The sequence below is a fragment of the Acidipropionibacterium timonense genome, assembly GCF_900605005.1.
In the GTDB taxonomy this organism is placed as follows: domain Bacteria; phylum Actinomycetota; class Actinomycetes; order Propionibacteriales; family Propionibacteriaceae; genus Cutibacterium; species Cutibacterium timonense.
The window spans coordinates 1-7,978 of record NZ_LR027559.1; the positions used below are offsets into that span (position 1 = coordinate 1).

The 7,978-nt window shown below is 71.8% G+C and carries 4 protein-coding genes and 1 riboswitch; all 4 genes read left to right on the plus strand.

The features are described 5' to 3' along the window. Nucleotides 1–410 precede the first annotated feature (410 nt). Complete coding sequence (gene sucC, locus E0E30_RS13010) at nt 411–1,586, plus strand: ADP-forming succinate--CoA ligase subunit beta (RefSeq protein ID WP_130866911.1); 1,176 nt, start codon at nt 411–413, stop codon at nt 1,584–1,586. A gap of 3 nt (nt 1,587–1,589) precedes the next feature. Beyond that, a complete protein-coding gene (sucD, locus tag E0E30_RS13015; protein ID WP_130866912.1) occupies nt 1,590–2,483 on the plus strand; it encodes a succinate--CoA ligase subunit alpha in 894 nt (297 codons plus the stop codon). A gap of 2,244 nt (nt 2,484–4,727) precedes the next feature. Continuing rightward, nucleotides 4,728–6,380, plus strand: coding sequence for a cell division protein PerM (locus E0E30_RS13025; RefSeq protein WP_130866914.1), 1,653 nt, complete (start codon nt 4,728–4,730; stop codon nt 6,378–6,380). A 48-nt stretch (nt 6,381–6,428) separates the two neighbouring features. Then, nucleotides 6,429–6,568, plus strand: a riboswitch (FMN riboswitch). 167 nt (nt 6,569–6,735) lie between these two features. Continuing rightward, the coding region (ribD, locus tag E0E30_RS13030) for a bifunctional diaminohydroxyphosphoribosylaminopyrimidine deaminase/5-amino-6-(5-phosphoribosylamino)uracil reductase RibD (protein ID WP_130866915.1) at nt 6,736–7,978 on the plus strand (1,243 nt) is incomplete at its 3' end.

A 7,978-nucleotide genomic window follows, 5' to 3' on the forward strand; every position in this document is an offset into this window, starting at 1 on the left:
CGACACCTCCATGCGCAAACTCATCCACACCCTCACCGACCACCACGACGCCACCAGACCCCAACTTCACCTCACCGCCTGACCCCCACCCAGCAGACGAAGTGACACCACTCAAAGGGACTTGACCGGCTGGATGATCGACCGTCCGGGGTGGCCCTCGCGGCAGAATCGGCGGCCGGCGGCCGCATCCCCGGGGAGCTGCCGCGAGCCACGGGGCTGCGACAAGGCATGGGTTCGGCGAGGAGTGTGCACCGTGATGCGTTCCTGACCGCCGCGACGCTAGGCTACGAGATGTCGGGCTCCCCGCGCCGACGCCCGGGCCAACGGCCGAACCCGACCCCCGGGCCGACGGCCCAACCCGACTCCGACCCACCGGGAGCCGGCGGGTCGCCTCTTAGAGTGGAGAGATTGTGGACCTGTACGAATACCAAGCCCGCGACCTGTTCGAGAAGCACGGCGTTCCGGTGCTTCGCGGGATCGTGGCCGAAACCCCCGAGCAGGCCGCTTCGGCGGCGTCGGACCTGGGCACCCCGGTCGTCGTCGTCAAGGCCCAGGTGAAGGTCGGCGGCCGCGGCAAGGCCGGCGGCGTCAAGATCGGCAAGTCGCCCCAGGAGGCCCAGGAGAAGGCCGAAGCCATCCTCGGGATGGACATCAAGGGCCACACCGTGCACAAGGTGATGATCGCCGAGGGCGCCGACATCGCCGAGGAGTACTACTTCTCGATCCTCCTCGACCGCGGTGAGCGCCGTTACCTGGCGATGTGCTCGCGCGAGGGTGGCATGGACATCGAGACCCTCGCCAAGGAGCGCCCCGAGGCCCTGGCGAAGGTCCCGGTCGACCCCATCGACGGCGTCGACGAGGCCAAGGCCTCCCAGATCCTCACCGAGGCCGGGTTCCCGGCCGAGGAGCACGCCGCCATCGTGCCGGTGCTCGTCAAGCTCTGGGAGACCTACCGTGACGAGGACGCCACCCTGGTCGAGGTCAACCCGCTGGTGAAGACCGGGGAGGGCCGCATCCTCGCCCTCGACGGCAAGATGACCATCGACAACAACGCGTCCTTCCGGCAGCCCGACCACGCCGCCCTCGTCGACCGTGCCGCCACCGACCCGCTCGAGCTGCGTGCCGGGGAGCTCGGCCTCAACTACGTCAAGCTCGACGGCAACGTCGGCGTCATCGGCAACGGCGCCGGCCTCGTCATGAGCACCCTCGACTGCGTCGCCTACGCCGGCCAGGAGTTCCCCGGCAAGCCCAGCCCGGCCAACTTCCTCGACATCGGTGGTGGCGCCTCCGCCGAGATCATGGCCAACGGCCTGGACCTCATCATGTCCGACGAGCAGGTGCGCAGCGTCTTCGTCAACGTCTTCGGCGGGATCACCGCCTGCGACCAGGTGGCCCTGGGCATCAAGGGTGCCCTCGAGAAGCTGGGCGACACCGCCACCAAGCCGCTCGTCGTGCGTCTGGACGGCAACGCCGTCGAGGCCGGCCGCCAGATCCTGTCCGACTACAACCACCCGCTCGTGACCATGGTCCCGACCATGGACGAGGCCGCCCGCAAGGCCGCCGAGCTTGCCGCCAAGGAGGCCTGAACCGTGTCCATCATTCTCGACCAGAACTCGAAGATCATCGTCCAGGGCATGACCGGCTCGGAGGGCATGAAGCACACCCAGCGGATGCTCACCTCCGGCTCGGCCGTCGTCGGCGGCGTCAACCCGCGCAAGGCCGGCCAGACCGTCGAGTTCGAGAACGGCGTCACCGTCCCCGTCTTCGGCACCGTCAAGGAGGCCGTCGAGGCCACCGGCGCCAACGTCTCGGTCATCTTCGTCCCGGCGAAGTTCACCAAGTCGGCCGTCATGGAGGCCATCGAGGCCGAGGTCCCGCTCGTCGTGTGCATCACCGAGGGAGTGCCCGTCAAGGACACCGCGGAGTTCTTCACCGCCGCCCAGCGCTCCGGCAAGACCCGCATCATCGGCCCGAACTGCCCCGGCATCATCAGCCCCGGCAAGTCGAACGCCGGCATCATCCCGGCCGACATCTCGGGCCCGGGCCGCGTCGGTCTCGTCTCGAAGTCGGGCACCCTCACCTACCAGCTCATGTACGAGGTGCGCGACCTGGGGATCTCGACGGCCATCGGCATCGGCGGCGACCCGGTCATCGGGACGACGCACATCGATGCCCTCAAGGCCTTCCAGGAGGACCCGGAGACCGACATCATCGTCATGATCGGTGAGATCGGCGGCGACGCCGAGGAGCGGGCCGCCAAGTTCATCTCCGAGAACGTCACCAAGCCGGTCGTGGCCTACGTCGCGGGCTTCACCGCCCCCGAGGGCAAGACCATGGGCCATGCCGGTGCCATCGTGTCCGGGTCCTCCGGCACGGCCGCCGCGAAGAAGACCGCCCTCGAGGCCGTCGGCGTGCGCGTCGGCAAGACCCCGACCGAGACCGCCCAGCTGGCACACGAGGCCATGGACTCGCTCAAGAAGTGAGTTCGCCCACCCGGGTGTACTGAATCGGGGCGCCGACCGGATGGTCGGCGCCCCGATCGTCATCCGCTGCTGGGCGGGGACGGGCCACTCGGTGGGCCCGGCGGACGAATCACGGGAGGCGCTCAGCGCGAGGTGGCCCCCGAGGCGCTCAGCGCGCTTGGCTGGCCCGCTGGGCCGCGCGCACCGTGAGCTCCTGCCAGGCCGTCGCCGGGAAGGAGAACTTCGCAGTGGTGTTCGCCAGGAGGTAGACGACCTTGTCGCCGACGGCCGCGATGGACACCTGGAAGGTCACCTGCTGGTTGCCACCGGCGTTCTGCGCGACGGTGAAGGCTCTGGCCTGGATGGGCTGGGAGTTCTCCCCGGTCCCGGTGAAGCTCGTCGCCCCCGAGACCTTCGCGGTCGGCAGGGTCTTCGTGCAGCCATTGACGGCGTCGCCCACCTTCTTGACGAAGGCCGTCGCGGCGGCGGCGTCGGCGAAGGAGTACCGCACCTCGTCCACGCCGAATCCCTGCGGGGCTGCGGAGTCCTTGTACAGCAGGTAGGTGCGCTGCTGGCGCTGGGTCGGGCCCGAGACGGTGGACAGGGTGATCCCCTCGCACTGGCTGCCCTTCGTCGTCACGCCGGCGATCGGCGTCGTCGACCACTCTCCCTGGTCCGGGGTGATCCGCGGCAGGTCGGAGGTGATGAGCCACCCGGCGTCCCCGGCGATCGGCGGAATGGTCTGCGTCGCGGTGACGGTGGCCGGGCAGGTCCCGCCGGCGACGGAGCACGAGCGTCGCGCCGCGGCCGTCAGCGCCGTCCCGACCGACGAGGCCGGGATCGGGTCGCCGTAGGTGGCGGCGTCGACGGCCTCGATGACCGTGCCCATCCGCATGAGGACGACCGTGCGGTACTGGGTCTTGACGCCCTGGTAGGCGATGGTCACCGACTCCGACTCGTCGCCCATCCCCTTGAAGGTCGTTGCCGAGACGATGTGCGTGGGCACCGACGAGCAGCTCGCCAGGGAGGCGGCCTCGGCCTGGAAGGCGGCCTGCGCGGTCGAGACGTCGGCGTAGGAATCGATGCGGTGCAGGGCCGCGGTGGCCGTCGACGTCGTCGTCGAGAGGGCACGCTGCCACGTGGCGGTCGACGTCGGGTGGTTGGTGTCGCGGACGATGCACGAGATGCCGTCGCTGGCCGACGAATCGACGTGATCGACCGTCGAGGCGATGGACCAGGTCGCCTTGGCGTCGATGGCACGGGCGTCGTCGGCGGTGAGAAGTCCGGCGNGATGCGGTGCAGGGCCGCGGTGGCCGTCGACGTCGTCGTCGAGAGGGCACGCTGCCACGTGGCGGTCGACGTCGGGTGGTTGGTGTCGCGGACGATGCACGAGATGCCGTCGCTGGCCGACGAATCGACGTGATCGACCGTCGAGGCGATGGACCAGGTCGCCTTGGCGTCGATGGCACGGGCGTCGTCGGCGGTGAGAAGTCCGGCGGCCGACAGGCGGGGACCGGTGCTGCTGGGGGCCGACGGGGTCGGGGTGGCAGCCGGGGTGCTGTGGTGGCTGGCCAGGGACACGGCGGTCACGGTGACCGCGACGACGAGAGCCCCGGCCAGGGTCCACAGGAGCCAGCGATGCCGGGGGCTGCCGACCTCGAGGCGGTCGCCGGGCGTCGGGGACGCGGGGTCGGGTCCCGGCCGGGGGGACTCGGCGGGGGAGTCCACGGCAGGAGGCTCCGGCGGGGTGAGTGAGCTCGACGCGGACCGCCGCGGGGCGCGGGCGACGTCGTCCCCGGGAAGGGTGGCGGCGGCCCGTCGTCCACCGGGAGGGGTCGTGTGCTCGGTGGCGGCATCGACGTCGCCCGGGCGACGGAAGGCGGCATGGGCGTCGGTCGTCGATCCGTCCCCCGGAGTCGCGACGGTGTCCGTGGACGGGGCGGTGTCCGGCGTCGAGGACGTGTCGTCGACCGATGTCGGGGCGTTGAACCGCGGGCCGGGAGTCTGCTCCGCCAGTCCGCGTCGGGCCCTCGTGGGAGCCGGCGTCGCACCGCCGTCGTCGACGGCCGCTGGGGTATCGTCGAGGCGACCCGCGTCGGAGTCGATCCCGTCGCCCTGGGCAGGCATCGCTCGTCGTGGCCGGCCCGTCGGTTCGTCACTCACTCGGGTTGCCTCCGCACTAGGGGTCAGTCCTCCACTCTGCGGTGAGCTTACCCGCAGCACCACCCCCGCCGCCCAGGTCCTCGTCCGGAAGGAACCCGCCAGATGCCGATGTCGCACGACTCGTCCCATGCCAGCACCAGCCGGCTCGGGTCGCTGGGTCGGCGGTCCGACGACGACATCGATCTGGAGGTCTCCTCCTCGACGTCCCGGCGTCGTCGCGCCACGACCGTCTCCTGGCCCTGGCCGGCGGTGCTCGGCGCCGGCACCGTCATGGTCATTCTCGGCCAGTGGGCGATCCTCGGTGGCCTGCTGGCTCCCGAGTGGCTGCACGTTCCCGACGGCAGTTTCTCCGACGTCATCGCCGGTGCCGGTGAACTGTGGCTGTCGGCGCACGGGGTGTCCTTCGTCGCCCTCGGCATGCAGGTCGGCCTGGTCCCCCTCGGACTGACCCTGGCCATCCTCTGGTCCGAGGAGGAGGTCGCGCGTCACGCCGGGCGGGCCATGGCAGGGGCCGACGCGGCCGGTGCCACGTGGCGCCGGATCGGTGAACTCGCCGCGCTCCAGACGTCGATCCATGTCGCGGCCGCCGCCATCATCGGAGCCTCGGTGGGGACCTCCTCCTGGGGGCGATTGGTCCTCGGGGCGTTGCTCGTCGGACTGTCGTCCGGTCTCATCGGAGCCTGTCGGGGCGCGGGGCGGACGCCCTTCGAGGGCCTTCCCTCCTGGGCCGGGGGACTCCCGCGGGCGATCGCGGTGACCGTCGCCGTCGTCGTGGCCGGGGGAGCCCTGGCCGCGGGACTGAGCCTGCTCGTCCACGCCGGCCGCGTGCTCGAACTGCACCGCGCCCTGGGGGCAGGTGGATGGTCGGGGATCGGTCTGGTGCTCATCGAGCTGGCGTGGCTTCCGACGTTCATCCTCTGGGCGGTCTCGTGGTGCCTGGGGGCCGGGTTCGCCGTGGGAACCGGGTCCTGGGCCTCGCCACTGGGCACCCATCTGGGGTTGGCCCCCGCACTGCCCGTGCTCGGGGCGCTCCCGGACAACACGGTGGCCGGAACGGGGGGTGCCGGATGGTCGGTGCTGTGGCTGCTCGTGCCGGTCGTCGCTGCCGTCCTGGGGACCCTCGTCGCCGTGCTCAGCAGGCCGGACGGGTTCGAGCTGTGTTCCGGGCTCGGCCTGGCGACCGGTGCAGGTGCCGGGCTCGTCCTGGGAGCTGCAGCGACGCTGGCCCATGGCTCGTTGGGTGCAGGACGATTGGCCCAGGTCGGTCCGACGCTGCCCGACGTGTGGTGGCTCGCCGTCGGCCTGCTCGGTCTGGTCGGGATGATCACCGGGTTCACCGTGGGGACGGTGCGATGGCACCGCGACCCGGTCAACGTCGCCGCTCGTGCGGAGCGTGCCCGGGCGAGGCAGGAGGCCGAGGAGGCCCCGACGACCGGTGCGAACGAGACGGCCGGTGCGGACGAGACGGTCGGTGCGGACGAGACGGGCGAGGTGGACCGGTCGCTCGCCGGTCCGGGGGACGAGGACGTCGTCGAGAAGCCGGAGGCTCGAGTTGATCCGGCCGAGCGAGCCGATCGGACCGACCCCGAGGCCGAACCGACCCGAGCCCATGTCGTCGCGGCGTCCTCCGACGAGGCCGAGGAGCCGACTCGTCGGGTCGACGAGGGAGGCGCCGAACCCGAGCGGTCCGCCGAGGCCGCATCAGACGAAGCTGCATCGGAGAAGACCGTCCGCGTGCGACGGGACGACGACTGAGCCACCTGCGCGTCCTCCGGGCGAAGGGTGCATACTTGGCCCCAAGCACACGTGCTCCGGGGTCGGTGAAAGTCCGAACCGGCGGTGACAGTCCGCGACCCGGCGGCAGGGCCCAGCAGCCCAGCCCATGGTTGAACCGGTGGAATTCCGGTACCGACGGTGAAAGTCCGGATGGGAGGAAGCACGGTGGGTCGACCGGGCGTCCCTCGAGGCGTCCGTGCATCGTCGTCGACCCATGGCGTCCCGCGCCGTCCCCGGAGTGCGTCCGGGTTGGACGGAGGACGCGATGGGGTCGGGCACGGACGTGGGTCGAGCCATGGCAGGAGAGCCTGAGGCATCGCCATGGGACGTGTACATGGCCCAGGCCGTCGCGTTGGCGCTGCGATCGCCCATCCCTGATCCCAATCCACGGGTGGGCTGTGTCCTCGTCGGCCCGGACGGTACGGTCATCGGCCGGGGTTGGCACCGGGGTGCCGGGACGGTCCACGCCGAGGTCGACGCCCTGCGGGATGCCGGGGGATCGGCTCACGGGGCGACCGCCGTCGTCACCCTGGAACCTTGCGACCACACCGGTCGGACCGGACCATGCAGCCGTGCCCTCATCGAGGCCGGAGTGCGCCGCGTCGTCATCGGCCAGCAGGACCCGAACCCGCGAGCGACCGGTGGGGCGGGCCGGTTGCGCTCTGCCGGGATCGAGGTGGTCGAGGGGGTGCTCGAGGCCAGGGCCCGCGAGCTCAACCCCGACTTCACGTTCGCCATGGAGCACGGGCGACCGAGGGTGGTCTGGAAGTACGCGGCCACCCTGGACGGGCGCAGCGCGGCCGCCGACGGGACGAGCCGGTGGATCACCTCGGCGTCGGCCCGCCGGCAGGTGCACCTCGAGCGGATGCAATGTGGCGCGATCCTCGTGGGTACCGGAACGGCCCTGTCCGACGATCCCCGGCTGACGGTGCGTCTTGCACCCGAGGGCGACTCCGGACTGCCACATTGCAGCACCGGGAGCACGGGCGGCACGGGTGGCGGGAGCAGCAGCGTGGGCTCGGTGAGCGCCGTGGAGCCGTGCCCGCCGCCGTCCGGCCGGCCGGCGGAGACGGGGCCGAGGACCCCGCCGCTGCGGGTCGTCATGGGGCGGCGGGAGCTGCCGGCCGGGGCGCACCTGCTCGACGACTCCGCCCCCACCCTCCGGCTGCGCACCCGCGACCCGCACGAGGCGCTCGCCGTCCTCCACCGGCGCGGGGTGCACCGGGTCTGGCTCGAGGGCGGACCGACCCTCGCCGGTGCCTTCCTGGCCGCCGGCCTCGTCGACGAGGTGGTCGCCCACCTGGGTCCGCTCATGCTCGGAACCGGGAGATCGGCGCTCGGGGAGGCCGGGGTCGCGACGATCGCGGATGCCCATCGGTTCCGGGTGACGGGCGTACGGATGCTCGGCCCCGATGTCGAGATCCGGGCAGTGCCGGACCGGCCCGACGGTGGCGATCCACCCGTGTCCGAGCGGCCACGGCGTGGGTCCACCGACCCGTCGCCCCGGCTGTCGGAGGCGGCCGACCAGGCGTTGCCCCCAGCCGCCGGTCCCGTGGAACCCCCAGCGACCGCTGACC

Coding starts and splice junctions, on each gene's coding strand:
- E0E30_RS13025 (WP_130866914.1), top strand. CDS start 4,728: ATGCCGATGTCGCACGACTCGTCCCATGCCAGCACCAGCCGGCTCGGG.